The 25,316-nt window shown below is 67.5% G+C and carries 21 protein-coding genes; 13 read left to right on the top strand and 8 right to left on the bottom strand.

The window, feature by feature from the left end; all coding sequences use genetic code 11:
• Nucleotides 1-11 precede the first annotated feature (11 nt).
• A complete protein-coding gene (locus D7T59_RS17890) occupies nt 12-2,546 on the top strand; it encodes a putative peptide modification system cyclase (RefSeq protein ID WP_180853074.1) in 2,535 nt (844 codons plus the stop codon).
• On the opposite strand, the gene D7T59_RS17895 is transcribed toward D7T59_RS17890, so the two are convergent.
• The gene (locus tag D7T59_RS17895) at nt 2,519-2,824 is read right to left on the bottom strand and encodes an NHLP-related RiPP peptide (RefSeq protein ID WP_180853073.1); all 306 of its coding nucleotides are present in this window, start codon (nt 2,822-2,824) and stop codon (nt 2,519-2,521) included. The genes D7T59_RS17890 and D7T59_RS17895 overlap by 28 nt on opposite strands.
• Before the next feature lie 141 nt (nt 2,825-2,965).
• On the opposite strand from D7T59_RS17895, the gene D7T59_RS17900 reads away from it, so the two are divergent.
• Nucleotides 2,966-4,135 (top strand): putative peptide maturation dehydrogenase, encoded by a 1,170-nt coding sequence (locus tag D7T59_RS17900; protein ID WP_180853072.1) that lies wholly within the window; start codon nt 2,966-2,968, stop codon nt 4,133-4,135.
• Nucleotides 4,136-4,156: 21 nt separating this feature from the next.
• Here the strand turns inward: D7T59_RS17900 and D7T59_RS17905 are convergent, their stop codons facing one another.
• Genes D7T59_RS17905 through D7T59_RS17915 form a run of 3 tightly spaced genes read right to left on the bottom strand, consistent with a single transcriptional unit; the run spans nt 4,157 to nt 8,965 of the window.
• A complete protein-coding gene (locus tag D7T59_RS17905; protein ID WP_407070873.1) occupies nt 4,157-6,172 on the bottom strand; it encodes an acetyl/propionyl/methylcrotonyl-CoA carboxylase subunit alpha in 2,016 nt (671 codons plus the stop codon).
• A gap of 8 nt (nt 6,173-6,180) precedes the next feature.
• The gene (locus D7T59_RS17910) at nt 6,181-7,791 is read right to left on the bottom strand and encodes a carboxyl transferase domain-containing protein (protein ID WP_180853070.1); all 1,611 of its coding nucleotides are present in this window, start codon (nt 7,789-7,791) and stop codon (nt 6,181-6,183) included.
• Nucleotides 7,792-7,801: 10 nt separating this feature from the next.
• Nucleotides 7,802-8,965: an isovaleryl-CoA dehydrogenase gene (locus tag D7T59_RS17915; protein ID WP_008268237.1), complete on the bottom strand. Its 1,164-nt coding sequence runs from the start codon at nt 8,963-8,965 to the stop codon at nt 7,802-7,804.
• 158 nt (nt 8,966-9,123) lie between these two features.
• On the opposite strand from D7T59_RS17915, the gene D7T59_RS17920 reads away from it, so the two are divergent.
• From D7T59_RS17920 to D7T59_RS17930, 3 genes are all read left to right on the top strand, one after another.
• Nucleotides 9,124-9,741, top strand: coding sequence for a TetR/AcrR family transcriptional regulator (locus D7T59_RS17920; protein ID WP_180853069.1), 618 nt, complete (start codon nt 9,124-9,126; stop codon nt 9,739-9,741).
• Between the two features lie 196 nt (nt 9,742-9,937).
• Nucleotides 9,938-10,456, top strand: coding sequence for a c-type cytochrome (locus D7T59_RS17925; protein WP_005407662.1), 519 nt, complete (start codon nt 9,938-9,940; stop codon nt 10,454-10,456).
• Between the two features lie 303 nt (nt 10,457-10,759).
• Nucleotides 10,760-12,205, top strand: a complete 1,446-nt coding sequence (locus tag D7T59_RS17930; protein ID WP_180853068.1) for an ExeM/NucH family extracellular endonuclease — start codon at nt 10,760-10,762, stop codon at nt 12,203-12,205.
• Between the two features lie 60 nt (nt 12,206-12,265).
• Here D7T59_RS17930 and D7T59_RS17935 read toward each other — a convergent pair whose 3' ends face one another.
• Nucleotides 12,266-13,123, bottom strand: a complete 858-nt coding sequence (locus tag D7T59_RS17935) for an EamA family transporter (RefSeq protein ID WP_180853067.1) — start codon at nt 13,121-13,123, stop codon at nt 12,266-12,268.
• Between the two features lie 43 nt (nt 13,124-13,166).
• Between D7T59_RS17935 and D7T59_RS17940 the strand changes: the two genes are divergently transcribed.
• Both D7T59_RS17940 and zapE read left to right on the top strand, forming a co-directional pair.
• Nucleotides 13,167-13,838: an alpha/beta hydrolase gene (locus D7T59_RS17940; protein ID WP_180853066.1), complete on the top strand. Its 672-nt coding sequence runs from the start codon at nt 13,167-13,169 to the stop codon at nt 13,836-13,838.
• A complete protein-coding gene (gene zapE / locus D7T59_RS17945; protein WP_059034176.1) occupies nt 13,835-14,935 on the top strand; it encodes a cell division protein ZapE in 1,101 nt (366 codons plus the stop codon). The genes D7T59_RS17940 and zapE overlap by 4 nt, the downstream gene beginning before the upstream one ends.
• A 75-nt stretch (nt 14,936-15,010) precedes the next feature.
• On the opposite strand, the gene D7T59_RS17950 is transcribed toward zapE, so the two are convergent.
• Entirely contained in the window at nt 15,011-15,847 is an 837-nt protein-coding gene (locus D7T59_RS17950) for a DUF2884 family protein (protein ID WP_180853065.1), read from the bottom strand.
• 530 nt (nt 15,848-16,377) lie between these two features.
• Between D7T59_RS17950 and D7T59_RS17955 the strand changes: the two genes are divergently transcribed.
• Together D7T59_RS17955 and D7T59_RS17960 are read left to right on the top strand one after the other, a co-directional pair.
• Nucleotides 16,378-18,780 carry a ribonucleoside-diphosphate reductase subunit alpha gene (locus tag D7T59_RS17955; RefSeq protein ID WP_164136220.1) on the top strand — a complete coding sequence of 801 codons (2,403 nt, stop codon included), beginning with the start codon at nt 16,378-16,380 and terminating at the stop codon, nt 18,778-18,780.
• Nucleotides 18,781-18,907: 127 nt separating this feature from the next.
• Nucleotides 18,908-19,927, top strand: coding sequence for a ribonucleotide-diphosphate reductase subunit beta (locus tag D7T59_RS17960; RefSeq protein ID WP_008264781.1), 1,020 nt, complete (start codon nt 18,908-18,910; stop codon nt 19,925-19,927).
• Between the two features lie 102 nt (nt 19,928-20,029).
• On the opposite strand, the gene D7T59_RS17965 is transcribed toward D7T59_RS17960, so the two are convergent.
• Nucleotides 20,030-20,665, bottom strand: coding sequence for a LysE family translocator (locus D7T59_RS17965; RefSeq protein ID WP_049429770.1), 636 nt, complete (start codon nt 20,663-20,665; stop codon nt 20,030-20,032).
• A gap of 151 nt (nt 20,666-20,816) precedes the next feature.
• Here D7T59_RS17965 and D7T59_RS17970 point away from each other — a divergent pair, with 151 nt between their 5' ends.
• The 3 genes from D7T59_RS17970 to D7T59_RS17980 all read left to right on the top strand — a co-directional run bounded on the left by D7T59_RS17970 (nt 20,817) and on the right by D7T59_RS17980 (nt 23,371).
• The gene (locus D7T59_RS17970) at nt 20,817-21,218 is read left to right on the top strand and encodes an acyl-CoA thioesterase (protein ID WP_004153688.1); all 402 of its coding nucleotides are present in this window, start codon (nt 20,817-20,819) and stop codon (nt 21,216-21,218) included.
• A gap of 55 nt (nt 21,219-21,273) precedes the next feature.
• A complete protein-coding gene (locus tag D7T59_RS17975; RefSeq protein ID WP_180853064.1) occupies nt 21,274-22,089 on the top strand; it encodes an NAD-dependent protein deacetylase in 816 nt (271 codons plus the stop codon).
• 181 nt (nt 22,090-22,270) lie between these two features.
• The gene (locus D7T59_RS17980; RefSeq protein ID WP_180853063.1) at nt 22,271-23,371 is read left to right on the top strand and encodes an NADH:flavin oxidoreductase/NADH oxidase; all 1,101 of its coding nucleotides are present in this window, start codon (nt 22,271-22,273) and stop codon (nt 23,369-23,371) included.
• A 3-nt stretch (nt 23,372-23,374) separates the two neighbouring features.
• Here D7T59_RS17980 and D7T59_RS17985 read toward each other — a convergent pair whose 3' ends face one another.
• Nucleotides 23,375-24,286 carry a LysR family transcriptional regulator gene (locus D7T59_RS17985; protein ID WP_180853062.1) on the bottom strand — a complete coding sequence of 304 codons (912 nt, stop codon included), beginning with the start codon at nt 24,284-24,286 and terminating at the stop codon, nt 23,375-23,377.
• 114 nt (nt 24,287-24,400) lie between these two features.
• On the opposite strand from D7T59_RS17985, the gene purU reads away from it, so the two are divergent.
• Entirely contained in the window at nt 24,401-25,252 is an 852-nt protein-coding gene (gene purU / locus D7T59_RS17990; RefSeq protein ID WP_111112505.1) for a formyltetrahydrofolate deformylase, read from the top strand.
• Nucleotides 25,253-25,316: the final 64 nt, after the last annotated feature.

Raw genomic sequence — 25,316 nt, forward strand, 5'->3', positions numbered from 1 at the left:
AGACAGAGGCGATGAATGGCGACAACGGAACGTCGGCGCCGCACAACCAGCAACTGCGCGCCCTGCTGTTCACCGACCTGTGTGACTCGCTGCTGCTGGTCGAACGCATCGGCGATGTCGCTGCCGCCGAACTGTTCCAGGAACACGACCGGCTGGTGCTGGCGCTGCAGCAGCGCTGGAATGGCCAGCTGATCGATCGCTCAGACGGGTTGTTCATGCTGTTCGAGCGCCCGATCGATGCGCTTGGCTTCGCATTGGATTACCAGCGTGGGCTGCAGCCGCTCGGGCAGGCACGCGAGATCCGCCTGCAGGCGCGGGCCGGGCTGCACGTCGGCGATGTGCTGACCTGGGAAAACAGCGCCGAGGCGGTGCGGGCGGGCGCCAAGGCGATCGAGGTCGAAGGGCTGGCCAAGCCGATGGCGGCGCGCCTGATGCAGCTGGCGCAGCCGGGGCAGATCCTGCTGTCGGCGGTGGCCGAATCGATCGTGCGTCGCTCCAGCGCAGCGTTGGGAGCCACTGCCGAAGGCCTGCAGTGGCGGTCGTTCGGGCGCTGGCGCTTCAAGGGTGTCAGCCAGCCTGCCGAGGTCTTTGGCGTGCAGGCGGCGGACATGCCGACGCCGGGACGGCTGCGGCACACGGCCAAGGCCCAGCGCGATCTGCCGTTGTGGCGCCGTCCGCTGGCGATGGCGGCGCAGGCCGCTGTACTGCTGGCCGCCGTGCTCGGGGTCTGGCTGCTGACCCGGCCGCAGCCGGCCATCGCCTTCGCCGAACGCGACTGGGTGGTGCTGGGCGGGCTGCGCAACCTGACCGGCAATCCGTTGCTGGACGATGCACTGGACCAGGCATTCCGGATCAGCCTCGAGCAGTCCCGCTACGTCAACGTGGTCAGCGACGATCGCGTCGGCCGCACCCTGGAAATGATGCGCAAGCCGCTGGAAGGTGGCGTCCGCGAGCGTGCCGATGCCGCCGCCGTGGCAGTGCGCACCGGCGCACGCCTGTTGTTCGTGCCATCGGCGACCCACATCGGCGGCCGCACCCGATTCAGTGTGGAAGTGGTCGAACCGTCGACCCTGCGTACCCTGGCCGTGGTATCGGCCGATGCCAAGGCCGGTGCGGTGCTGGCCGCGGTGGACGATGTTTCCCGCCAGCTGCGCGATCGCCTCGGCGAAGAGGCGACGCTGATCCAGCGCGACAGCCAGGCGCTGCCGGAGGTGACCACGGGCAGCATGGACGCATTGCGCGCGTTTGCGCTGGGCCAGAAGCGCTACAGCCGCGGAGACTTCACCGGTGCGATGGCGTTCTACGAGCAGGCGCTGCAGGTCGATGCTGATTTTGCGCTGGCCTGGCTGGGCCAGAGCCGTTGCCGCTTTGCCACGATGAACTACCACGAAGCCGCGCGCCTGCTGGAGGAGGCGCGCCGTCGCTCGGCACACCTGACGCCACGCGAGCGCCTGTACGTGCAGAACTGGATGCTGCAGATCCGCGATCCGGATCGCGCCACCGACGGTTGGGCGCGCATGGCCGAGCTGTATCCGGATTACATGCCCGCAAGCTACAACGCCGGCCTGAACCTGTTCCACGAAAACCGTTTTGCCGAGGCCCTGGTGCTTTCCGGGCGGGTTGCGCAGAGCAGGGTCGACCTCCCGGAGATCGCGCAGGACCAGTACGGCCGTGCGTTGCTGGCGAGCGAGCGCTATGCCGAGGCTGACATCGCGTTCAGCCGTGCTGCCAGCAATGGCTGGGAGGGGGCACTGATGCGCCAGGCATCAGTGGCCGCCGCGCGCGGTCAGTTCGGAAAGGCCAATGCACTGCTGGCGCGCATTGCTCCGGACAATTTCCACGCCGGCAATTTCGCGACGACGATTGCGCTGGACCAGGGCGATATCGAGGGCGCGATCAGGCGTGCCGAGCAGGGGCGGGTGCACGCCGGGCAGCGCCAGGGCATGGATCGATACAACTTCGATATGCCCCTTGCCGTTGCCTACATGACGGCTGGCAGGAGATCCAACGCGCTCGCTGTCGCGCGGGCGGCAGCCACTGCGCCGTTCGCCGGGCTGAGCGGCGAACCGGCCGTTGAGACGGTGGATCGCCTGGTGGCGGCACACGCGGCAGCCCTGCTGGCATTGCGGTTGGGTGACGCGGCACCGGCCAGAGCGGTGCAGGCAAGGATGAAGCTGCTGCGGGAACGTCCCGACAGCAGCGTGCTGCGGCAATACATCGCATTGCTGGCTGCGCGGCTGATGCAGCATGAAGGTCAGCCCCGGCCAGCGTTGGACCTGCTGGTGCCGCTGTTGAAGACGCAGCCCCGCCTGCAGGTGCGGTTGGCGGTGCGCGAGCTGGCACTGGAAGCCGGCCTGGTCGATGTCGCCCAGCAGCAGACCCGCTGGTTGCGTGATCGTCCCGGGCTGGCGTACGCCGAAGCGCAGTGCAGTTTCTGCCTGCAGGCACTCAACGTTGTGGACGTGCGGAAGCTTACGGCGGGGCCGGCAGGCGCTGCCGGCACCGACCCGGTGGTGGCTCAGCGCAGCGTGCGCGGCGCGCCGTAGCCATCCTCGAGCATCGGCACCGAGTAGCCGGTACCACTGGTCAGCATGGCGATGATCTGGTCTTCGGCCTGTGCGATGACGTCCTTCTCCGCCAGGCAGATGTTCTTGCAGCAATCCTGGACGAACTGCTGGAGTTCGGCGGGATCGGACGGAACGTGTCCGGCCAGCAGGATCGCGGCGGCAGTGTCGCTGGCGAAGAGCTGGCGGAAGGTGTCATCGGTGGCGAGGCGGTGAACCAGAGTTTTGGCAACCGGCAGCGAAAGCGTCAACGTGGGCATTGTGTCGTGGATCCATGGAGTGTCGAGAGGCAGAGGTGATGTCGGCCCGGCGAAGCGCTTCTTGAGCGTGCGGAACTGGAATGTAAAGGAATTCCGTAGCGGTTCGATAACGTGGGTTCACGATGAAGGATGATTGATTCGATGGATGTCAGGCGTTGCGCGATCGTGGTGGTACAGCCCACCGAGCAGATCCGGTTTGAACTTGAGGGCCTGCTGCGTGGCGGCGATGGCCTGGTGCGCACGCTCGCCTGGGAAGCACTGGCCCCGCACCTGGATGCCCCGGTTCTGCTCGACGCTGCCGCCCAGGCATTGCTTGGCAGCGTGAGTCCAAGTGCGTGGACTACGCTTGACGCAGGGCAGGTCGGCTCGCCGGCGATGCAGCAGCTGATGGCCACGGGCCTGGTGCTGGCCCGGGGGCAGGACGACGATGCTGCCGCACGGGATGAACGGTTGCGCGCGACGCACTGGCATCCATTGGCCGCGGTAATGCATGCCTTCTCGCGCTGGGAGGACGTCGATGCTGTGCGCAACATGCGCGAATCGCAGATCGAAACGGCCTCGCAGATGCGCAGGACATTGGGCCCGCCGCCTTCGCATGCTGCAGCCACGGAAGAAGGGCTGGTGCCATTGCCACCCATGCAACCCAACGATTTCGATGCACTGCTTGCGCGGCGCGTGACGTGCCGGAATTTCGACAGCGCCCGGCCACTGCCGCTGCCCCTGTTGAGCCAGATGCTGCAACGTGCATTCGGCAGTACCGGATGCCAGCGCGAAGGCGATGATCTGGTGTTCCTGAAGAAGAACGTACCTTCAGGCGGTGGACTGCATCCGGTCGAAGCCTATGTGCTGGTGCGCAATGTCGATGGGCTTGCCGCCGGCATGTACCTCTATCGAGCGCAGGGCCATGGGTTGATGCCGGTTGACTGCCCGGTGCCCATCGATCGCGACTTCGTGATGTCCATGGTCGGGCAGCAGCACTGGTTCGCCGATGCGCATGTGCTGGTCATCCTGTCCCCGCGTTTCAACAGGACGTACTGGAAGTATCGCCAGCATGGCAAGAGCTATCGGGTGGTCGCGATGGAGGCGGGGCACCTGTCGCAGACCCTGTACCTGGCGGCGACCGATGCCGGTCTCGGTGCCTTCATCACCGCAGCGATCAATGAAAAGCCGATTGAACGCGCGCTGGGCCTCGATACGATCAATGAGGGCGTGCTCGCGGTCTGCGGCTTCGGATGGCGCGCTTCGCAGATGACCACCAGCGAGCTGGACCCGGCAGGCGTGATCTGGAACCTTGAAGACCGCGCGGGCTGACCCCGCGCGGCCTCTGCCACGTCACGCCGCTTCGAAGTCCACCAGCACCGCACCATCACCCACCTGGTCGCCGGCCTTGGCGCGGTAGCCCTTCACCGTGCCGTCTGCCGGTGCCTGCAGGGTGTGCTCCATCTTCATCGCTTCCAGCACCACCAGCGGCGTGCCGCGCTTGACCTCGGTGCCGGCCGCGACCAGTGTCGCGACGATCCTGCCCGGCATCGGCGCCAGCAGGCTGCCGGCATCGGCCACGGCGTGGTCCGATTCGCCCACCGGATCGTGCAGGGTGAAGCGGTGCTGGCCATCGGCGCCGAACAGATACAGCTGGTCGCCTTCGCGCAGTAGCTGCAACGACCAGCGGCGCTCGCCCAGCAGCACGGTCAGATGCTGCGCATCGGCCGTGCCAAGCACCTGCACCGGCGCGGCGTCATCGCACTGCACGCGCCAGCCATCGATCTGCGTCCACACCTTCAGCGTGTGCTTGCGTTCGCCCTGCTGCAGCGGCAGCACGCGCGGTGCCGATGCGCCAAGGCGCCAGCCGTCCTGGGCCTGCCACGGCGAATGCGGATCGCGCGCGTCGGTGCTGGCGCTGCCCGTGCTTGCAACCGCAGCCACCGCAGCCAGCTGCCACAGGGCATCATCCGTGTCGCCCACTGCACTCAATGCCGCCTGCTCGCGCTCGATAAGCGCGGTGTCCAGCTTGGCGTGCGCGAACGAATCAGTGTTCACCAGGCGGCGCAGGAAGCCGGCATTGGTGGTCACGCCCACCACCTGGCAGTCGGCCAGCGCCTGGCTCATGCGGCGCAGTGCGGCCTCGCGGTCCACGTCCCAGACGATCAGCTTGGCGATCATCGGGTCGTAGTACGGGGTGATGCTGTCGCCTTCCTCCACGCCGGTATCCACGCGCACATGGGCCGACGGGGTCGGCAGGCGCAGGCGGCGCAGGGTGCCGGTGGAGGGCAGGAAGCCCCGGTCGGCATCTTCGGCATACAGGCGCGCTTCGATGGCGTGGCCGTGGATCGCCAGCTGTTCCTGGCGCAGCGGCAGCGGCTGGCCCGAGGCCACGCGCAGCTGCCACTCCACCAGGTCGGTGCCGGTGATGTACTCGGTCACCGGGTGCTCGACCTGCAGGCGGGTGTTCATTTCCATGAAGTAGAAATCGCCGTCCGGGCCGGCGATGAACTCCACCGTGCCGGCACCGACGTAGCCCACCGCGCGCGCGGCATCGACTGCCGCCTTGCCCATTGCAGCACGACGTTCTGCGCTCATGCCCGGCGCCGGCGCCTCTTCCAGCACCTTCTGGTGGCGGCGCTGCACCGAGCAGTCGCGCTCGAACAGGTACACCGCCTCGCCGTGGCTGTCGCCGAACACCTGGATCTCGATGTGGCGCGGGCGCTCGACGTACTTTTCGACCAGCACGTGGTTGTTGCCGAACGCCGAGGCCGCTTCGCGCTGGCAGCTGGCCAGCGCATCGACGAAGTCCTCGCTGCGCTCGACCTTGCGCATGCCCTTGCCACCGCCGCCGGCGCTGGCCTTGATCAGCACCGGGTAGCCGATGCCATCAGCCTGCGCGCGCAGGAAGTCCGGTGCCTGCTGGTCGCCGTGGTAACCCGGAGTCAGCGGCACACCAGCCTTGGCCATCAAGGCCTTGGCCGCGCTCTTGTCGCCCATCGCGCGGATGGCGCTGGCCGGTGGGCCGATGAAGGTGATGCCGGCGGCGGCGCAGGCGTCGGCGAAATCGGCGTTCTCGGACAGGAAGCCGTAGCCGGGGTGGATGGCCTGCGCGCCGGTCGCGCGTGCGGCGTCGAGCAGCGCATCGCCGCGCAGGTAGCTCTCACGCGCGGCGGCCGGGCCGATGTGGATGGCTTCGTCGGCCAGCCGGACGTGGCGCGCGTTGCGGTCGGCATCGGAATACACCGCCACGGTGGCGATGCCGAGGCGGCGGCAGGTGGCGATGACGCGGCAGGCGATCTCGCCGCGGTTGGCGATCAGGATCTTGGTGAACATGGCAACGGGCTTCATGGGAGCGTGCTCGGTCATGGCATGGATTACATGCGGAACACGCCGAAGCGCGTCTGCTGCGGGGCGGCGTTGAGGCTGGCCGACAGGGCGAGGGCGAGCACCCGGCGGGTGTCGGCCGGATCGATCACACCGTCGTCCCACAGGCGCGCGCTGGCATAGTAAGGATGACCCTGCTGCTCGAACTGCTCGCGGATCGGTGCCTTGAACGCATCCTCTTCCGCTGCCGGCCACTGGCCGCCCTTGGCTTCGATGCCATCGCGCTTGACCGTGGCCAGCACGCTGGCCGCCTGCTCGCCGCCCATCACGCCGATGCGCGCGTTCGGCCACATCCACAGGAAGTTCGGCGAGTACGCGCGGCCGCACATGCCGTAGTTGCCGGCACCGAACGAACCACCGATCACCACGGTGAACTTGGGCACCCTGGCGCAGGCCACCGCCATCACCAGTTTGGCCCCGTCCTTGGCGATGCCACCCTGTTCGTACTTGCGGCCGACCATGAAGCCGGTGATGTTCTGCAGGAATACCAGCGGGATGTTGCGTTGGGTGCACAGCTCGATGAAATGCGCGCCCTTCAGGGCCGATTCGGAGAACAGGATGCCGTTGTTGGCGATGATGCCGATCGGGTAGCCGTTCAGATGCGCGAAGCCGGTCACCAGCGTCGCGCCGTAACGCGGCTTGAACTCGTCGAAGCGCGAGCCATCGACCAGGCGTGCGATCACTTCGCGCACGTCATAGGGCTTGCGCGTATCGGCCGGGATCACCCCGTACAGTTCATGCGCCGGCAGCAGCGGTTCTTCGCTGGCCTGCATCGCCATCGCCGGTTCCGGCTTGCGCCAGTTGAGCTGGGCGATGATCGCGCGCACCCGGGCCAGTGCCTGCAGATCGTTGTCCGCCATGTGGTCGGCCACGCCGGAAATGCGCGTGTGCACGTCGGCGCCGCCCAGTTCCTCGGCGGTCACCACTTCGCCGGTGGCCGCCTTCACCAGCGGCGGGCCGCCGAGGAAGATCGTGCCCTGCTCGCGCACGATCACGGTCTCATCGCTCATCGCCGGCACATAGGCGCCACCGGCGGTGCAGCTGCCCATCACGCAGGCGATCTGCGGGATGCCCTGCGCGGACAGGTTGGCCTGGTTGTAGAAGATGCGACCAAAGTGATCGCGGTCGGGGAACACCTCGTCCTGCAGTGGCAGGAAGGCGCCGCCGGAATCGACCAGGTAGATGCACGGCAGGTGGTTCTGCTCGGCGATCTCCTGCGCGCGCAGGTGCTTCTTCACGGTCATCGGATAGTAGGTACCGCCCTTGACCGTGGCATCGTTGGCCACGATCACGCATTCCACGCCGCTTACGCGGCCGATGCCGGCCACCACGCCCGCGGCAGGCACGGCGTCTTCATACATGCCATGCGCGGCCAGCGGCGCGATTTCCAGGAAGGCGCTGCCCGGGTCGAGCAGGGCGTCGATGCGGTCGCGCACCAGCAGCTTGCCGCGTGCGGTGTGCTTGGCGCGTGCCGCCTCGTTGCCGCCCAGTGCGGTGCGGGCAAGCGTGGCATGCAGGTCATCGACCACGGCCTGCATGGCCGCGCGGTTGGCTTCAAACGTTTCGCTGCCCGGTTGCAGCTGGCTGTTCAGGACGGTCATCGCGGTGGCCTTACAGGGTGCGCTGGAACAGTTCGCGGCCGATCAGCATGCGGCGGATCTCCGAGGTACCGGCGCCGATTTCATACAGCTTGGCGTCGCGCCACAAACGGCCGGTCGGGTATTCGTTGATGTAGCCGTTGCCGCCCAGGATCTGGATCGCCTGGCCGGTCAGCCAGGTGGCCTTCTCGGCGGCGTACAGGATGGCACCGGCGGCGTCCTGGCGGGTGGTGCGGCCCTGGTCGCAGGCGCGCGCCACGGCATACACATAGGCGCGGCAGGCGCCGAGGCCCACGTACATGTCGGCGATCTTGGCCTGGATCAGCTGGAAGCTGCCGATCGCCTCGCCGAACTGGTGGCGCTCGTGCACGTACGGCATCACCACGTCCATGGCGGCGGCCATCAGGCCCAGCGGGCCGCCGGACAGCACCACGCGCTCGTAGTCCAGGCCGGACATCAGCACGCGCACGCCGCCACCGACCTGGCCCAGCACGTTTTCTTCCGGTACTTCGCAGTCCTGGAACACCAGCTCGCAGGTGGGCGAGGAGCGCATGCCGAGCTTGTCCAGCTTCTGCGCGGTGGAGAAGCCCTTCATGCCCTTCTCGACCAGGAACGCGGTGATGCCCTTGGCACCCGCTTCCATGTCGGTCTTGGCATAGACCACCAGCACGTCGGCATCCGGGCCGTTGGTGATCCACATCTTGTTGCCGTTGAGCACGTAGCGGTCGCCGCGCTTGTCCGCGCGCAGCTTCATCGACACCACGTCCGAACCGGCGCCGGGTTCGCTCATCGCCAGCGCGCCGACCTTGGCGCCGCTGCACAGGTCGGGCAGGAAGCGCTGCTTCTGTTCCTCGTTGCCGTTCTTGCGCAGCTGGTTCACGCACAGGTTGGAGTGCGCGCCATAGGACAGGCCGATGCCACCGGAGGCACGCGAGATTTCTTCCATCGCCACCACGTGGGCCAGGTAGCCCATGCCGGTACCACCGTATGCTTCTTCCACGGTGAGGCCGAGCAGGCCCTGTTCGCCCAGCTTGGGCCACAGGGCCAGCGGGAACTGGTTGGTGGCATCGGCCTCGGCGGCCAGCGGTGCGACCTCGGCGGCGGCAAAATGGGCCACGCTCTGGCGCAGCAGGTCGATGTCTTCGCCAAGGTCGAAGTTCAGGGATGGCACGTGCATTGTGGTGGCTCCACGGCGGGATGGCGGGAAATGGACGCACCCGGCGGGGGAGCGGGCGGCGGTCTGCAGGACCGCCACCTGCACGGGCGATGGCCCAGCGTAGCGGGGTTCGGGTAAGAAGTGAATACGAATTCAAAAATTGAAACTAGAATCAGAACATGGCCTATAAACGCTCTGCATTGATGGAAGAACGCCTGGCCGGGGCCCGTGAAAGGATCCTGCTGGCCACCCGTGAGCTGGTCGCCACCGGCGGCTGGCGCAACGCCCCGGTGACCGCCGTGGCAACCCAGGCGGGGGTGTCCACCGGCCTGATCTACCGCCACTTCCCGTCCAAGGCCGAATTGTTCGTGGAGGTGCTCAACGCCGCCGTGGCCCACGAAGTGGCGATCATGGAGCGCATCGCCCGTGGTCCGGAGGCGGCCAGCGAGCGGCTGCGGCTGGCGATCACCGCGTTCGTCCGCCGCGCCCTGGCCGGGCCGGGGCTGGCCCATGCCTTCATCGTCGAGCCGGTCGACCCGGACGTGGAAGCCGAGCGCATGCGCGGCCGTCGTGCCTTTGGTGATGTCTTCCTGCGCCTGGTGGAAGAGGGCGTGGCCGCCGGTGAGCTGCCGGCACAGGACGCGCACGCCACGGCCGCGTGCCTGGTCGGCGCCTTCACCGAAGCGATGGTCGGCCCGACCGCACCCAGCCGCGAAGCGCACCGCGACGAAGGCGCGCTGGTCGACGCGATCTGCAGCTTCTGCCTGCGCGCGATCGGTGCGCCCGTCACCCGGTAGAGCCGGCCGCTGGCCGGCTTCTGTTGCCGGGGTCAGATCCCTTTTGCATGGCAAAAGGGATCTGACCCCGGCCCCCGGCATGCTGCGCCGCACCAGCATCGACGCCTGTTGTCGCACGCAAAGCGCGTTCTATACTCGGCCCATCACGCAGTCGCTCAGCCGTGGTCCAACGACTATCAGCCAGGGGTAACGAAGAGTGCGGAATTACGATCTGGAGTTCCTGAAACGCTTCTCCATGGTGATCGCGCTGCTGGCGACCATCACCCTCGGCCTCATCCTCCTTGCCGCTTACATCCATACCCGGATTCCGCCCGAGGTGTCGCCGACGGCGGCCAAACGCACTGAACAGCGCATTTCGCCCACCGGCGCGGTGTACGCCGGCAGCACTGGCGCCGCCGCGCAGGCTGCGGCCAAGGCCGCCGCGCTGGCCAAGGCGGCCTCGCAGGTGGCCTACGGCGGCACCAAGGATGGCAAGGTCATCTTCGACAACCTGTGCACCGCCTGCCACACCACGGGTGTGGGCATGGCGCCAACGCTGGACCACTCGCACTGGGACAAGCGCATCGCGCAGGGCAAGGACACGCTCTACAAGCACGCCATCGAGGGCTACACCGGCCCGGACGGCGGCATCATGCCACCCAAGGGCGGCAACCCGGCCCTGACCGAGGAGCAGATCCACGCCACCGTGGACTGGATGCTGGGCAACCTGAAATAGACGCCGAACCGTCGAACCGCGAAACGGCGGAACCGTCGAAACATGGAACGGCCGAACGGGATGGCGGAACCGCGGAACGGGGGTAGAGTCGACTGTTGGTCGACTATCGCGCGCAGCGCGGGCTTTTCGGTGATGTCGGGAGGAGCAGTCGACTAACAGTCGACTCTACCCCCTCAAGTCGCCCCTGCCGCTGCCCCGCGCTTTGCCCACCGAGGCCTGATCGCCCATAGTGCCCCCGCCCACAGGCGGGGTTTCGCATTTCAGGGTTAGTCTGTGCGCTCTTTTCCCTGGAATCGCCCGTCGATGCGTCGCCGTTCCCTTGCTCTTGCCCTGTCCCTGCTGCTGCCGGCCAGCGCCTTTGCCCAGGCCCAGCCGCAGGCCACACCGGCTACGACGCCCGCTGCCGCGCGCAGCAGTGCCTCCGTGGTGCTGGCCGCTGCGCCGGCCGACTGGCGCACGCTGGATGGCCAGCGCGTTCGCATTGCCGCACCGCTCACCCTGGCCGGCACCGATGGCCTGGAGCGCTTCGGCCAGCTCACCGTGGCCTTCGATGGCCGCCTCTGGCAGCCCACCGAAGTGGCCGCGCCAGGTACTGCCGGCTACGAACAGGTGATGGCCGACAACCAGCGTCGCCGCCTGCTGCTGGACGATGGCAGCGATGCGCGTGACCCGGCCAGCGTGGCCTACCTGCCGGCCAACCCGGTGCTGCGCACCGGCATGCAGCTGCGCAACGTGGAAGGTGTCGTGCACGTAGACGCGCAGGGGCGCCCGCGCCTGCAGGTCGAAGGTGTGCTGAAGCTGCCGGAACTGAAGCGTCCGGCGGTACCGACGGTACCGGGCAGCCTGCACGTGGCGGCCTTCAACCTGGAGAACTTCTTCAATGGCGACGGCCAGGGCGGTGGCTTCCCGACCCTGCGCGGCGCGCGCACGCCGGACGAACACAAGGCGCAGGTGGCCAAGCTGGTCACCACGGTCAATGCGCTGGGCGCCGACGTCGCCGCGCTGATGGAGCTGGAAAACGATGGCTACGGCCCGCAGTCGGCCATCGCCGAACTGGTCGATGCCCTCAACCGGGACCGCGGTGCGCAGGGCGACTGGCGCTTTGTCGATGCCGGCAACGGCCCCGGCGACAACCCGATCCGGGTCGGCATCATCTACCGCAGCGCGCGCCTGCAGCCGGTCGGCAAGCCGGCCACGCTGACCGGCGGCCCGTTCGTCGAGCACAGCCGCGTGCCGCTGGCGCAGGCCTTCCAGGGCAAGCAGGGCGCGCCGTTCGTGGTGGTGGCCAATCACTTCAAGTCGAAGGGCTGCCGCGACGCCGCCGGTGCCGATGCCGACCGCAACGACAACCAGGGCTGCTGGAACGCCACCCGGGTGACCTCGGCGCAGCAGCTGCATGCCTGGTTGCAGACCGACCCGACCGGTACCGGAGCCAGGGACGCCGTGCTGCTGGGTGATTTCAACGCCTACGCGATGGAAGACCCGATCCGCACCCTGCATGACCTGGGCTGGCAGGATGCGTTCAAGGTGGCCAAGGTCGAGCATCCCTACAGCTACGTCTACAACGGCTACACCGGCCGTCTTGACCACGCGCTGCTGAGTCCGGGCATGGCCAAGCGCCTGCGCGGTGCCGCCGAGTGGCACAGCAACGCCGACGAGCAGGACGCCAGCGGCTACCAGGGCCGCAATGTGCAGGGCCCGTGGCGCAGCTCCGACCACGACCCGCTGCTGCTGGGTTTCGATAAATAACGCGCAAGGCCGGGGTCGGATCCCATTCCAACGGAATGGGCTCTGACCCTGCAGCACCCCTCACCCCCAGGCGATCAACCCGATCGCCAGCACCGCCAGCGCCAGCCCGGCGCGGTTCCACCGGGTGGTGGCCTCGCCAAAGGCGAACACGCCCACCAGCGCGCCCAGCACCACCACGCCGATGTTCATGCCGGCGAACACGGTGGCCGGGCTCTCCGGCATCGACTGATGCGCATGCACATAGAAGAGGATGTTGCCGCCATTGAGCAGGCCCAGCAGCGCACCCGCGCCGAGGTTGCGCCAGGCCAGCCGGCTGCGGCCGCTGGCATGCCGCCACAGCTGCAGCGCCAGCATCAGCACGAAGGCCACGCTGAAGCTGGCCAGCACGGCTGCCATCGACGGCGTGCCCGACAGCGCCACCTGCTTGAGCAGCACGTCGACCACGGCAAACCCTGCCCACACGCCCAGCAACCAGCCCCAGCCGCCGGGCGAGGACGCCACCGCCGGGCCGCGCGGGCGCAGGCTGATCGCCACCATCGCCAGCAGGCCCAGGCCCAGCCCGAGCAGCTTCCACGATGTGGCGGTCTGCCCGAAGAACAGGAACGCCGCCGCCAGCGACAACAGCAGCGACAGGCGCTGCGCCACATCGCTGCGGACGATGCCGGCCACCGCCACCGCGCGGCCCAGTACCAGGAAGATCGAGGGCAGCACCACCGCCAGCGCCAGCAATGACAGCCACGGCGCATGTGGCGCGCGCAGTGCATCCAGCGGCGGCTGCAGCACCACCGCCGTCATTGTCGCGGCCACCAGGTAGTTCCAGGTGACCATCTGCGCGACATCCAGCTGACGGCGGTTGGCCAGCTTCAACAACACCGAAACCAGCACGCTGCAGATCACGGCCAAAGACAGGTAGAGCATGGGGCGGGCACAGGGCAGGGGCGGGGGACGGTATCATGGTGCCATGCACAAGCCCTCGTTCCCCGTCGCCCCCGGCGAAACCGCCTGCCTCGAACTGGACGGCCCGGCCGGCCCGCTGGAAGTGGTCGTCGACCTGCCCAAGGCCGATGTGCCGGTGCAGCCGATCGTGGCCATCATCTGCCACCCGCTGTCCACCGAAGGCGGCACCCTGCACAACAAGGTGGTCACCATGACCGCCACTACCCTGCGCGAGCTGGGCATCGCCACGGTGCGCTTCAATTTCCGCAGCGTGGGTGGTTCGGCCGGTGAGTTCGACCACGGCGTGGGCGAGCAGGACGACCTGAAGGCCGTCGCCGCCTGGGTGCGCAGCCAGCGGCCCGACGACCGCCTGTGGCTGGCCGGTTTCAGTTTCGGTTCGTTCGTTTCGTTGAAGGCCGCTGTCGCGCTGCAGCCCGAAGCGCTGATCTCGATCGCGCCGCCGGCCGGTCGCTGGGATTTCGATGGCATCGCACCGCCGGCACGCTGGCTGGTGATCCAGGGCGAGCAGGACGAAATCGTCGACCCGCAGGCCGTCTACCAGTGGCTGGACACGCTGGACTTCCCGCATGAGCTGGTGCGCATGCCCGAGACCAGCCACTTCTTCCACCGCAAGCTGATCGACCTGCGTGGCGCGCTGACCCACGGCGTCAAGCACTGGCTGGGCGCGGCGGCATGAGTGCAACCGAGCTGACCCCCTCGCAGCGGTACGCGGAAGGGGTTGCCCGCGGCGACTGGCAGAACGACCCGGCCCAGCATGCGGCACTGGCCGAACTGGACCGCATCCACCTGGGCCTGCTGGACAGTGCCGAGGACGGCTGGCTGGACCGCCTGTCCTCGTTCTGGAAGAAGCCTGAGCCGGTGAAGGGCCTGTACTTCTGGGGCGGCGTCGGCCGTGGCAAGACCTTCCTGGTCGACCTGTTCTACGACGGCCTGCCGATCAAGCAGAAGTACCGCACGCATTTCCACCGCTTCATGCGCAGCGTCCACGAGCGCCTGCGCGAGCACCAGGGGCAGAGCGACCCGCTGGCGAAGATCGCCCAGGAGTGGCGCAGCAACCTGCGCGTGCTGGTGCTGGACGAGTTCTTCGTCACCGACATCGGCGATGCGATGCTGCTGGCACGCCTGCTCGAACGTCTGTTCGCCGAAGGCGTGACCCTGGTGACCACCTCCAACACCGCGGTGGAGAACCTGTACCTCAACGGCCTGCAGCGCGAGAGCTTCCTGCCGGCCATCGGCCTGCTGCAGCGCTTCTGCGTCGAGCTGTACGCCGAGGGCACCGAGGACTACCGCATGCGCGCGCTGACCCGCTCGCCGGTGTACCGCGCACCGCTGGCGGCCGACAGCGATGAGTGGCTGGCCACGCGCTGGAACGAACTGAGCGGCGGCCAGCCGGCCAAGCCCGGCAACATCGAGATCGAAGGCCGCAAGATCCCGGTGCGCGGCCGTGGCAAGAGTATTGCCTGGTTCGATTTCGCCGCGTTGTGCGAAGGCCCGCGTGGCCCATCGGATTACATCGAGATCGCGCACGAGTTCAACACCGTGCTGCTGGGCGGTATTCCTGCGTTCGACCGTTTGAACGAAGATGCCGCGCGCCGCTTCGTCAACCTGATCGACGAACTGTACGACCGCCACGTCAACCTGGTGTGCACCGCCAGCACCTCGCCGATCGAGCTGTACACCGGCCAGCGCCTGCAGGGCGCGTTCGAGCGCACCGCCTCGCGCCTGATCGAAATGCAGAGCGCCGAATACCTGGGTACCCCGCACCGGGCGTGAGGGCGCCACCCAGGTAAATGCGTTGCCGGCCAGGGTTCCGGTAGTGCCGGCCGCTGGCCGGCATCCGCCGCGCGGTTACCGGGTCGGCGCCACCGCATTCCCACGCGGCCGCTCATCCGGCCCGGCCGACACATGCAGGCCCGAGCCATCGCCGTGCTCCACCCGTACGCTCTCGCCGCGCTCCAGCAGCCGCAGTGGCTGGCCCTGGTAGCGCACTTCCAGCGCGTCATGAGTGTCGGCCAGCGACTGCACCAGCGGGCAAAGCGACTGTGCTTGGGCCTCGATGCGTTCGGCGCGGCCTTCCAGCTGCTGTTCCATCCGCGCGTCAAGACGGTCGGCGCGTGCCTCCATCGCATCGCCGCGACCGGTGAAGATCTGCCACAGCATGCTGCGGGCGATGGAGGCGGACAGCGACTCGGCCATGTCCTGCACCTTGGCCTCGAAGCCTGGCCCGAACACGGCCTGTTCCCAGTAGCCCTTGCCCAGCGTGCCGCCGATCCAGTCATCGGCCTGCCGGCGCAGGCGCCGGACCTTGCGGCTGTTGGCGGTACCGGTGAGGCTTTCATAGACCCCGTCGAGCACGTCGAAGCTCAGTCCGCTCACTTCATGGGCCAGCGCCGTGGCGGCCGGCATCAGCTGCCGTGCCCCGGCCTCCATCTGCCGCAGGCGGGCCGCGTCGGCCTCGCTGACCGGCACGACCGTGTCGTCCAGGCTCAGCACGCCGTCGTGGAACACCACCTCATGCGGCGCCTGCGGGCCATGCCGCAGCCAGATGCCGCCGCTGTCCACCAGCACGTCGTAGTCGGTATGGATGCCGCACTGGTCCGAACGCAGGTCCGGCCCTTCGGCGGCCAGCGCCGGGGCAATGAACAGGGCAGGCAGCAGGGCCAGCGCGGGCAACCGCAGGTGCATCGGAGCATCCTTTTCCGGGAGCGAGCGGCCAGCATCCGCTGCCAGCGCGCGGGCGTCACCGGCCGGAAGTCACCCGTCCACCGGATTCCCACCGGCTGCCCACCACCTATCCACAGGGTTGTCCCTAGCCAGCTTCATCACTGTCATGTGAAGCTGTCATTGTTCCGTTTCCGCGGTGCGTTGTGCCACCGCAATGACGCCTTTCGGGCTTGACTGCGCAGCCCGTTCCGGCAGGTCTGAAGCGTCTGATCCAGGCGCCGATGGCACGATCCTTGCGGCGCAAGGGATTGCCGAATTTCACTACATTTGGCGTTGACGGACCCCATTACCCCCACTATCTTGTGGCCGTCGGTCGCAGCAACCCCAATTCCAGGGGGTGCCCGGGGTACCCATCAGCGATCGTCAACGGCAGTGGCAGGCGCAGGGTCTCATCCCCTGCGACGCCGTCCTGCCATCCTGGGCTGTCATGTCCCGGGCTGCGTCACCCGATGCATCGAGCACCCACCAATCACGCCAAGAGGACACACGCCGTGACCACCGAATCCAGCGCCACCATCGAGAAGGAAAGCGAATTCCTGTTGACGTCGCCGCCGACGGCCAACGCGATGAGTGTGACCAAGCGCAATGGCACGACCGAACTGGTGGACCTGAACAAGATCGTGCGCGCGGTGCAGCGTTCCTCCGAAGGCCTGCACGCCGTCGATCCGATGCGCGTGGCCACCCGCACCATTTCCGGCCTGTACAACGGCGCCACCACCCGCGAGCTGGACGAACTGTCCATCCGCACCGCCGCCCTGCTGATCGGTGAAGAGCCCGAGTACGGCCGCCTTGCTGCGCGCCTGCTGGCCAACTACATCGCCAAGGAAGTCTCGGGCCAGGAAATCTACGCTTTCTCGCAGTCGGTCAGCCGTGGCCATGAAGTCGGCCTGATCAACGACCGCCTGCTGAACTTCGTGCAGACCAACGCGCGCAAGCTCAACGATGCCATCGACATCTCGCTGGACCTGAACTTCGATTACTTCGGCCTGCGTACCCTGTACGACCGTTACCTGCTGCGCCACCCGCACACCCGCAAGGTGATCGAGACCCCGCAGCAGTTCTTCCTGCGTATCGCCAGCGCGCTGAGCGAGGACGTGTCCGAAACCCTGGCGCTGTACAAGCGCATGGGCAACCTGGACTACCTGCCGTCCAGCCCGACCCTGTTCAATTCCGGCACCACCCACGAGCAGCTGTCCTCGTGCTTCCTGCTGGATTCGCCGCAGGACTCGCTGGAGTCGATCTATTCCAAGTACGGCGACATCGCCCAGCTGTCCAAGTTCTCCGGCGGCATCGGCGTCAGCTACACCCGCGTGCGTTCGCGTGGTTCGCTCATCAAGTCGACCAACGGCCACTCCAACGGCATCGTGCCGTGGCTGAAGACCATGGATTCGTCGGTGGCCGCGGTGAACCAGGGCGGCAAGCGCAAGGGCGCGGCCTGCGTGTACCTGGAAACCTGGCACGCCGACATCGAGGACTTCCTCGAGCTGCGTGACAACACCGGTGACGAAGCCCGCCGTGCGCACAACCTGAACCTGGCCAACTGGGTGCCGGACCTGTTCATGAAGCGCGTCGAAGCCGACCAGGAATGGTCGCTGTTCGATCCGCGCGTCGTGCCGGAGTTCACCGACCTGTTCGGCGAAGCCTTCGAGGCCGCCTACCTGCAGGCCGAAGCCCAGGGCAAGGCCAACCGCACCATCTCTGCCCGCAAGCTGTACGCCCGCATGATGCGTACGCTGGCCGAGACCGGCAACGGCTGGATGACCTTCAAGGACAAGTGCAACCGCGCCAGCAACCAGACCCTGCGTCCGGGCAACGTGATCCACCTGTCCAACCTGTGCACCGAAATCCTGGAAGTCACCTCCAACGATGAAACCGCGGTGTGCAACCTGGGTTCGATCAACCTGGGCAACCACTTCGACGAGCACAACGAGTTCGACTTCGAGAAGCTGGCCGAGACCGTGCGCCTGGCCGTGCGCCAGCTCGACCGCGTCATCGACCTGAACTTCTACCCGATCGAAACCGCCCGCCGCGCCAACCTGCGCTGGCGTCCGGTCGGCCTGGGCTGCATGGGCCTGCAGGACGTGTTCTTCCGCAAGCGCCTGCCGTTCGACAGCGCCGAAGCCCGCGCCCTGTCGAAGAAGATCGCCGAAACGATCTACTTCCACGCGCTGGAAACCTCGGCCGAACTGGCCCAGGAACGCGGCAAGCACCCGTCGTTCAACGACACCCGTGCCGCCAGCGGCGAACTGCAGTTCGACGCCTGGAACGTGGTGCCCGAAGACACCGCACGCTGGGACGCCCTGCGTGCCCGCATCAAGGAACACGGCCTGCGCAACTCGCTGATGATCGCGATTGCCCCGACCGCGACCATCGCCTCGATCGCCGGCTGCTACGAGTGCGTCGAGCCGCAGGTGTCCAACCTGTTCAAGCGCGAGACCCTGTCCGGTGACTTCCTGCAGGTCAACCGCTACCTGGTGAACGAGCTGAAGAAGCTGGGCCTGTGGACCGCCGACATGCGCGATGCCATCAAGCTGGCCGAAGGTTCCATCGCCGGCGTGGCACAGATTCCGGAAACGCTGCGCGAGGTCTACCGCACCGCATGGGAACTGCCGATGCGTTCGCTGATCGACATGGCCGCCGAGCGTGGTGCCTTCATCGACCAGTCGGCCTCGCTCAACCTGTTCATGGAAAGCCCGAACATCGGCGCGATGTCCTCCATGTACATGTACGCCTGGAAGCAGGGCATCAAGACCACCTACTACCTGCGTTCGCGCCCGGCCACCAAGATCGCCAAGACCACGGTGAGCAGCGCAGCTCCGGCCAAGGTGTTCAGCCCGGACGAAGCCATCGCCTGCTCGCTGGAAAACCCGGAAGCCTGCGAGGCCTGCCAGTAAGACGCGCCGTGCCGGCTTCGCCGGCACCTCGCACCTGTAGAGCCGAGCCATGCTCGGCTGCGGAAAAACACCCACGGTAGCGCCGGGCAATGCCCGGCGGCTCACCCAGGAATTCAAGGAAACACCCATGGCCGACAAGCCCAAGCAGATGCTGCTCGATCCCGGTTTTGAACTGACCCTGCGCCCGATGCGCTACCCGCAGTTCTATGACATGTACCGGAATGCGATCAAGAACACCTGGACGGTGGAAGAGATCAACTTCCAGATCGACATCACCGACCTGCACAGCAAGATGTCGCCGGGTGAGCGCCACCTGATCCACCGCCTGGTCGCGTTCTTCGCCACCGGCGACTCGATCGTCTCCAACAACCTGGTGCTGAACCTGTACCAGCACTTGAACGCGCCCGAAGCGCGCATGTACCTGTCGCGCCAGCTGTATGAAGAAGCGCTGCACGTGCAGTTCTACCTGACCCTGCTCGACAACTACCTGCCGGATCCGGAAGAGCGCGTCAAAGCCTTCGCCGCGGTGGAGAACATCGACTCGATCAAGAAGAAGGCCGATTTCTGCTTCAAGTGGATCGACTCGATCCAGGACCTGAAGCGCATCGAGACCCGTGCCGAGCGTCGCCAGTTCCTGCTCAACCAGATCTGCTTCGCTGCGTGCATCGAAGGCCTGTTCTTCTTCGCTGCCTTCGCCTACGTGTACTACTTCCGTTCGCGCGGCCTGCTGCCGGGCCTGGCCTCGGGCACCAACTGGGTGTTCCGCGACGAGAGCGCGCACATGGAGTTCGCGTTCGAGTCGGTGCGCGTGGTGCGTGAGGAAGAACCGGACCTGTTCGACGACGAGATGAAGCAGCAGGTCTATGACATGCTGGCTGAAGCGATCGAGTGTGAAGTGCAGTTCGCCGAGGACGTGCTGTCCGGTGGCGTGGCTGGCATCTCGACCCGCGACATGCGCCAGTACCTGCAGCACTGCGCCGACCAGCACTTCGCCAAGCTGGGCATGGAAAAGAAGTACAACGTGCGCAACCCGCTGCCGTTCATGGAACTGCAGGACGTGCAGGAACTGACCAACTTCTTCGAACGCCGCGTCTCGGCCTACCAGGTCGGCGTGCAGGGCGAAGTCGCCTTCGACATGAACTTCTGATCGAACCGGCCAGGCCTGTCGCGACGAAAAACCCCGGCCAACGCCGGGGTTTTCTGTTTCTGTAGCGTCGAGCCATGCTCGACTGCTCGACCCTACAAAGTGCTAGCGCCGGCCTTCCACCGCCATGCGTACCGCCAACCCGGCCAGCACCGTGCCCATCAGCCAGCGCTGCACCGCCTGCCAGGTCGGGCGCGCAGCCAGGAAGCCGGCGATGCTGCCTGCAGTCAGCGCGATCATGCCGTTCACGCTGACGCTGACCAGGATCTGGGTGGAGCCCAGCACGATCGACTGCATCAGCACGCTGCCTTCGCCATCGGGGTGCAGGAACTGCGGCAGCAGCGACAGGTACATCACCGCCACCTTCGGGTTCAGCAGATTGGTCAGGAAGCCCATCGTGAACAGCTTGCGCGGGCTGTCCTGCGGCAGGTCGCGCACCGCGAACGGCGAACGTCCACCCGGCTTGAGCGCCTGCCAGGCGAGGTACAGCAGGTACAGCGCGCCGCCGATGCGCAGCGCGTCGTAGGCGAACGGCACCGTCATCAGCAGAGCGGTAATGCCCAGCGCCGCGCACAGCATGTAGAACACGAAGCCCAGCGCCACCCCGCCCAGCGAGATCAGTCCCGCCATCGGCCCCTGGCAGATCGAACGCGAGATCACGTAGATCATGTTCGGCCCGGGCGTGATCACCATGGCCAGCGAAACCAGTGCAAAGGCCAGCAGGTCGGAAGTGGCGGGCATGGGCGGTCCTGGCGGTGGGCGTGGCGCAGTGTAGCGCCTGCCACGGGCGCGGCCTGTGCAGGCACCGCTGCCAGGTGGCCATTGCACGTGCGTTCCGATGGCCGTCACGCCGGTCGCATAAAATCACCGGACCCCACACCGAAGCATCCCCATGACCCCGATCCCCGAGACCGTGCCGCCCACCGAAGTGCGCATGGCCGAAATCGTCTTCCCGAACCACACCAACCACCTCGGCACCCTGTTCGGTGGACAGGCGCTGGCGTGGATGGACAAGGCCGCCTTCCTGGCCGCCGCGCGCTACTCGCGCCGCACCGTGGTGACCGCGCGCAGTGACCAGGTCGACTTCAAGCTGCCGATCCGCATCGGCCAGATGGTGGAAACCATCGGTCGCATCGTCGAAGTCGGCCGCAGCTCGATGAAGGTCGAGGTGGAGCTGGTCGCCGAAGACCTGCACAGCGGCGAGCGCAAGCTGTGCACCCGCGGCCACTTCGTGATGATCGCGCTGGACGAGGAAGGCCATCCGATCGCGGTGCCGCCGCTGCCGGCCGCCTGATCCGGCGACTGAACCGGCGCTTGCGGGGGCGCCGCCGCGCCCCCATTTGGCAGCCATGACCCTGCCACTGACCGACTTCATCGACCGTGCCCAGCGCTTGTTCGTGCTGACCGGTGCCGGTTGCAGCACCGCCTCGGGCATTCCCGATTACCGCGATACCGACGGCCAGTGGAAACGCACGCCGCCGGTGACCTACCAGGCGTTCATGGGCGAGGCCGCCACCCGCCAGCGCTACTGGGCGCGCAGCCTGCTGGGCTGGCCGCGTTTCGGCCTGGCCCGGCCCAACGGCACCCACCAGGCCCTGGCCGCACTGGAAGACAGCGGCAAGCTGCAGGTGCTGCTGACCCAGAACGTGGACGGCCTGCACCAGCGGGCCGGCAGCCGCAACGTGATCGACCTGCATGGCCGCCTGGACCTGGTGCGCTGCATGGGCTGCGAGCGCCGTAGCGGCCGCGAGGACTTCCAGCAGCGCCTGCTGGACGCCAATCCCGGCTGGGATGCGCTGGAGGCCGGCATCGCCCCCGATGGCGATGCCGATCTGGAGACCGATTTCTCCAGCTTCGTGGTGCCCGGTTGCCCGTACTGTGGCGGCCTGCTGAAGCCGGATGTGGTGTTCTTCGGCGAAAACGTGCCGCGGGAGCGCGTGGCGGCGGTGCATGAGCACCTGCAACAGGCTGACGCCGTGCTGGTGGTGGGCTCGTCGCTGATGGTCTATTCCGGCTTCCGCTTCGTGCAGGCGGCGGCCAGGGCGGGATTGCCGGTGGCGGCGCTGAACCGTGGCCGCACCCGCGCCGACGACCTGCTGCAGTTCAAGGATGAACGGGACTGCGCCGAGGCCCTGGCGTCGGTTGTCGAACCGTCGGCCGGGTAGAGTCGACTGTCAGTCGACTATCGCGCGCAGCGCGGGCCTTTCGACGGCCGTTGGAAAAGCAGTCGACTGACAGTCGACTCTACCGGCGACGCGCCCCCGCGAAACAGCGATCCATCCAGGCGGTTGATTCGCAGGCCGTGCGGCGGTGCAATACGCACCCCCTTCGTCGTTCATCACCGTCTTGAGCCAGCTGTTTTCGCCGATCTCGTTCGGCCCCCTGACCCTGTCCAACCGCATCGTCATCGCGCCGATGTGCCAGTACTCCGCCGAAGACGGCCGTGCCAGCGACTGGCATGCCATGCACCTGGGCAACCTGGCGCAGTCCGGCGCCGGCCTGCTGATCCTGGAAGCCACCGCGGTCGAGCCGCGTGGCCGCATCAGCTGGGCCGACCTGGGCCTGTGGGATGACGGCACCGAAGCGGCACTGGCACAGGTACTGGCCAGCGTCCGCCGCTGGTCGCCGATGCCGCTGGGTATCCAGCTGGGCCATGCCGGCCGCAAGGCCTCGGTGAAGCGCCCGTGGGACGGTGGCGGCCAGCTGGCCGCCGACGATGCGCGTGGCTGGGCCACCGTGGCACCGTCACCGCTGCCGTTCCACGCAGCCGATCCGGCGCCGCAGGAACTGGATGAGGCCGGCATTGCCGAAGTCGTCGCCGCCTTCGCCGCCAGCGCGGTGCGTGCCGAGCGCCTGGGCTTCGAGCTGATCGAGCTGCATGCCGCGCACGGCTACCTGCTGCATCAGTTCCTTTCGCCGCTGAGCAACCGCCGCACCGATGGCTACGGTGGCTCCTTGCCGAACCGCCTGCGCCTGCTGGTGGAGGTTTTCGATGCGGTGCGTGCGGCAGTGTCCGACAAGGTCGCGGTGGGCGTGCGCATCTCCGCCAGCGACTGGGTCGATGGCGGCTGGGATCTGGTGCAGAGCGAAGCGCTGGCGCAGGTGATGGACGCGCGCGGCTGCAACTTCCTGCATGTCTCCAGCGGTGGCCTGGACGAGCGCCAGAAGATCACCGTCGGCCCGGGCTATCAGGTGCCGTTCGCGGCGGCGATCAAGGCCAAGGTGCGCATGCCGGTCATCGCCGTGGGCATGATCACCGAGCCGGAGCAGGCCGAATCGATCCTGCGCCATCGCCACGCCGATGCGGTAGCCCTGGCGCGCGGCATCCTCTACGACCCGCGCTGGCCGTGGCATGCTGCCGCCGCATTGCGCGACAGCGTGGAACCGGCGCCGCAGTACCTGCGCTGCGAGCCGCGCGATGCGCGCGGCGTGTTCAAGGCGCGCTGAGGCTCACACCCGCCAGGCCAGCGCCATGCCGGCCTGCAGGTGCTCGAACAGCGCGCGGATCTTGGCAGTGAAATCGCGGCGGTCGCTGACGCAGAAATAGACCTCCATCGGCTCCGGGCGCCATGCAGTGTCGGCGCCGAACACTGCCTGCAGGCGGCCATCGCGCAGGTACGGCTCTGCCACGAATGCGGCCAGCCGGGTGATGCCGGCACCGGCTGCGGCCAGCGTCGCCAGCGCATCGATGTCATCGCAGACCATGCTCGGCGGCAGTGCGGCGTCCACGCGCTGGCCATCCTTCAGCAGGCCCCAGCGCAGCGGCCGGCCATCGGTGGGGAAGCGGTGCAGCAGCCCGCGATGGCCGCTCAGCTCGGAGGGCTGCCGCGGGGTGCCGTGCGCTTCCAGATAGGCCGGCGAGGCACAGAACACGAACGGTACGCGGGCCAGTTGCCGTGCAACCACGCCATCTTCCAGCTGCGCACCGATGCGGATGCTGGCATCCACCGCTTCCGGCCCATGCTGCACGGCGCGGTCGCTCAGGCGCAGCTCCAGCTGCAGTTGTGGATAGCGCTGCTGCAGCGACGGCAGCAACGGTGCCAGCACGTGGCGACCGAACGCGCTGCTGCTGGCGATGCGCAGCGGCCCGGCCGGTTCGATGTCGCCGGCGGTGACCATGGCCTGCGCGCGCGCCAGATCGGCTTCGATGTGGCGCACCTGGGCCAGGTACAGCGCACCGGCCTCGCTGAGGGCCAGCTGGCGCGTGCTCCGGTTCAGCAACCGTACGCCCAGATGCGCCTCCAGCCGGTTGATGTTCTGGCCGACTGCGGTGGCGCTGATGCCAAGGATGCGGGCCGCGGCGGCAATGCTGCCGGTCTCTGCGGTGCGGGTGAAGCTGCGGATCAGTTGCAACAGGTTCATGACCGACCAGCTTGCCATGGGGACGCCCAAGTATCGCTTTGGACTGAACCAAGAAGTTCGGTTGCATCGGTGACCATCGATCCGCCGGGCAGGGCGCTGCCCTACACTCGGGCAATGCGCCCCGATTCCATCCTTACCCTGTCCTGCCCCGACCGTACCGGCATCGTCTATCGCGTGTCCGGCCTGCTGTTCGACCACGGCTGCAACATCCTCGACGCCCAGCAGTTCGGCGACGAGGAAAGCGGCCGTTTCTTCCTGCGCGTGCACTTCGACCGCGACGCCAGCCTGCCGCTGGAGACCGTGCATACGAGCATGGCTGCGCTCGCCGAAGGCTTCGGCATGGACTGGCAGCTGCACGATGGCCGACGCCGCGCGCGCCTGCTGGTGCTGGTCAGCAAGCAGGGCCACTGCCTCAACGATCTGCTGTTCCGCGCGCACAGTGGCCAGCTGAAGGTGGACATCGCCGCGGTGGCCTCCAACCACGCCGACTTCGCGCCGCTGGCCGCGTCCTACCAGGTGCCGTTCCATCACCTGCCGGTGAATGCGGAGACGCGCGCGGTGCAGGAACAGCAGATCATCGACCTGGTCGAGCGCGAACGCATCGACCTGGTGGTGCTGGCGCGCTACATGCAGATCCTGTCGCCCACGCTGTGCCGTGCGCTGGCGGGTCGCGCGATCAACATCCATCACAGCTTCCTGCCCAGCTTCAAGGGCGCGCAGCCGTACCACCAGGCGCACGCGCGCGGGGTCAAGATCATCGGCGCCACCGCGCACTACGTCACCGAGGATCTGGACGAAGGCCCGATCATCGAACAGGACGTGGCCCGCGTGGACCACGCGATGGCGCCGCGCGAGCTGGTGCGGCTGGGCAGCGATACCGAATCACTGGTACTTGCCCGCGCCGTGCGCCGCCACGTGGAGCATCGCATCCTGCTCAACGGGCATCGCACGGTGGTGTTCCGGTAGTGGCGGGSGCGGGGGGGGGGGGGGGCGGGGGCGGGGGGGGGGGGGGGGGGGCGGCSGGGGSGSG

It is taken from the genome of Stenotrophomonas maltophilia, from assembly GCF_013464915.1.
Taxonomy (GTDB): domain Bacteria; phylum Pseudomonadota; class Gammaproteobacteria; order Xanthomonadales; family Xanthomonadaceae; genus Stenotrophomonas; species Stenotrophomonas maltophilia_AT.